The organism is uncultured Caballeronia sp., assembly GCF_964243625.1.
Taxonomy (GTDB): Bacteria; Pseudomonadota; Gammaproteobacteria; order Burkholderiales; family Burkholderiaceae; genus Caballeronia.
Map to the genome: position 1 here is coordinate 1 of NZ_CAXTGZ010000697.1, position 3,020 is coordinate 3,020.

General features: G+C 49.1%; 4 protein-coding genes. All 4 read left to right on the forward strand.

Annotated features, from left to right (window positions below):
* The first annotated feature begins 599 nt into the window (after window positions 1-599).
* Window positions 600-1,001, forward strand: coding sequence for a hypothetical protein (locus tag ACFFAR_RS29480; RefSeq protein WP_375509045.1), 402 nt, complete (start codon window positions 600-602; stop codon window positions 999-1,001).
* Between the two features lie 121 nt (window positions 1,002-1,122).
* Window positions 1,123-1,752, forward strand: coding sequence for a 2OG-Fe dioxygenase family protein (locus tag ACFFAR_RS29485; protein WP_375509042.1), 630 nt, complete (start codon window positions 1,123-1,125; stop codon window positions 1,750-1,752).
* Window positions 1,749-2,705 (forward strand): DMT family transporter, encoded by a 957-nt coding sequence (locus tag ACFFAR_RS29490; protein WP_375509043.1) that lies wholly within the window; start codon window positions 1,749-1,751, stop codon window positions 2,703-2,705. The genes ACFFAR_RS29485 and ACFFAR_RS29490 overlap by 4 nt, the downstream gene beginning before the upstream one ends.
* A gap of 9 nt (window positions 2,706-2,714) precedes the next feature.
* A partial coding sequence (locus tag ACFFAR_RS29495; RefSeq protein WP_375509044.1) for a hypothetical protein occupies window positions 2,715-3,020 on the forward strand: 306 nt, incomplete at its 3' end.

Consider the following 3,020-nt stretch of genomic DNA (forward strand, 5'->3'; position numbering starts at 1 on the left):
CATTGCGAAAGCCTTCAGAATGCAAGTCCTCAACTAATACCTCAGTTCAATCCGAGTTAAATCCGGCATTTCCGGGGTGTGATCATCATACGGATATTTGAGTGCAATCGCCGCGGCGACATAGGAGCAAGCGAACAGCCTAGTTATCCGATTGGCGATCTATTGCTCGCATTTAAGAATAATCTCAGCGTTAAATGAAAAATCCTAAACAAGATAGGTATTCCTGGAAGTGGCGCGTGTTCGCTTATTACAACATTTGACACACATGTTGATTTGTTGCGAGCATAGTTACTGCTGCGAATACAATTAGGGAGCAACGAGTCTCGGTATGAACTTAGTACTGCGCGTTGGATTTAACGAACCTAATTTCGGAGCATGCTTCATGTCATGCGTCGGCTTAAAGCGATGCACACAAGCGTATCAAAGCATCATTCATTAAATTTTGAAAAAATATTCCATAATAATAATGAGGAAGAGATGAGTCTAAGAAAGCAAGCCGAGCGGGATGGGTAACATTTGTCATTTCCATTGTGCTCCCGCTTACGGTGCTTTATCAGATTTGCTCCTTACTTCACCTGGTTACCGAGCATGCGTGGGTCTTGCGTAAAGAAGGTGAAAGTGTGCGCGCGTCGCACGTAAAAAATAGTCATGCGCGGTTTTGCGGACGGGCAACGCCCTCAAACAGGCTTCGCGGCACCCACTTAGCCGTTGCCTGGACGGTTTGGGCACTCGAACATGTTGTTATTCATCTGCCAACGAGAATGCTGATCGTTCAAGGATCGCTTGTCGTGCATGACTGGCACCATCGGGCAGGAGCTGACCGTGGATGGCCGAACGCGATTCAGAAACGCGAAGCAGACCTGCAACGTGAGTTGGCGAGTGGACTTTGTACTTACCACGATCTGTGGGGAATCTCGAATGTCCTCAACGAAGTGATGACGCGAATCAGTGGCGCGCAAGATCCTGAATCGTTAACAGGTGTGAAATTCCGCCTCAATTGAAGATGGAAACAGATTTAGTGAGGTAGCAGCCGACAAGCGGTCCTATAGTTAGATAAGGAAGACAGAATGAATATTGTTGATGGATTCAAGTTTATTCCCGGATCAACGTATATAAAAGGGTTTGCCCGATCATAGTCACGCTAGGTTCCATAATTTTTACGAGAGTCAATTACGACCCGATCCTTACGCGAGTGTACGTGATCGGGGAATGATCAAGCTTATATATGATCGTCCGTCGCAGCAGGTCCGAAAGAATGAGAATCAGAATTACTTTCAGTCATATTCTGCGAATGACTCCGACGGCGGCAGGGTCCGCGTCTTTGCGCCGATCAGTGACGAACTGGTAACTGACAGCGTTTTTCTTCACATCCTTAAGGGCGATGCGCATTACATCAATAAATATTGTCATCGGGCCGGCGTGGATATCTTAAATATAAGCGTTCATTTTATACGGTACAGAGCAGAGGAGGGTTATGCGTCATTCAGTTCTCCAGTTTGGCTACATCTCGACGACGAACCCTTGGTGCTCATTCATCTGATTGATTTAACGCCTAATGCCATAGGCGCCGATAGCGTAATTTCCGGGATGGACAGCAAGCCGACAAATGTCTTGCGCCTTCAAAAGCCATTTGACACGCTGATTGTTGACCGAACCAAGAAGCATGCTGTAACGCCGTTAGGATCGTCGCATGGAACTTCGTACCGAGACGTCATGCTTGTTAACGTTGAGGCTGAGGTTCGGCAAAAGTGACGACGATACCAAGCGAATCGAAGGTATTGGCGAGAGCCCTGGCGCGCGACGAGCGCGCTGGGAAAATTTATATGTTATGTGCCATGGTTATTGCAGGGACCATCGGCTATTTTGTAATCCTCTCAGGGGAAAAGCCGTTCAACGTAGTTTTCTTTCGTTGCGCAATCGGATCGATCGGCCTTTGCGCTTACTGTTGGATGAAAGGGTTTTTCCGATCGCTACGACTCAGCTTGAGCCAATCTACCAACATTGTGTTGGGCGCACTCACGCTGATATTCAATTGGTATTTTCTCTTCACTGCGTACGGTCTGACGTCGGTCGGTATAACGACAGTGGTATATAACGTTCAGCCGTTTTTGCTCGTGCTGGCAGGCCTTTTATTTCGAAAAGAGCGGCCTTCTCGATCAGCAGTTTTCTGGCTGACAATAGCTTTTTGTGGTGTGGTGGTTCTCGCACAGCCCAGCGCTCACGAGCCTTCTTCGACCTATATGCTCGGCGTCGGTTGCGCTTTAGTGGCGGCAATGCTGTATGCGGTCACCACACTTCTCACAAAGACTCTGTCCAGGACAATGCGGCCAGAAGTGATTGCAGTCTGCCATATGTTCATTGGAACCATCGCCTTCTTACCGCTCGTCAACTTTCACGATCTCCCCGCAGCGGGTCATCAGGTCTTCGCGATTGTTGCGTTGGGACTTTTTCACACCACGTTTATGTACATACTGTTGTACGGGGCGTTCAAGAAGGCGGCAACAGGCAGCATTGCCGTACTCGGGTTTGTCTATCCGCTGGTTGCAGTGTTGGTCGATTTTCTTGCGTTTGGAAAAGTGATGAACACGGAGCAGATGATAGGAGGCGTGTTGATCTTGCTGTCGGCGACGGCATACGCTACGGGGTTCAGTCCGCAAAAGGCGTTGAGGGCGCTTCGGCTCCATCATGAAGGAAGAAAGGAATAAGGCACTTAGATGCGCGAATCTCAGTTATCGCCCAACAAGTCGCCCCTGCTGCTCATGCATTATGGACTTCAGGCTGGCCAAACAGTGGGTGTATTGTCGTCACAAAAGAGCGGCGAGAATGACATCACCCAGGCGCTTCGTAGCTTTGGCTGCCACCCTCTCTTGCTGGACCGGCACAGGAGTGCAGAAGAGCTTGCTGCTGAGATTGGGTATGCCGGGGTGAAACTAGTGTTCGCTGCTATCGAAGATGCCCATGTCTTCGATCACCTACGTGTATGTGTCGCGTACGTGCAGGGTTTGACCTTGAGTGGTCAC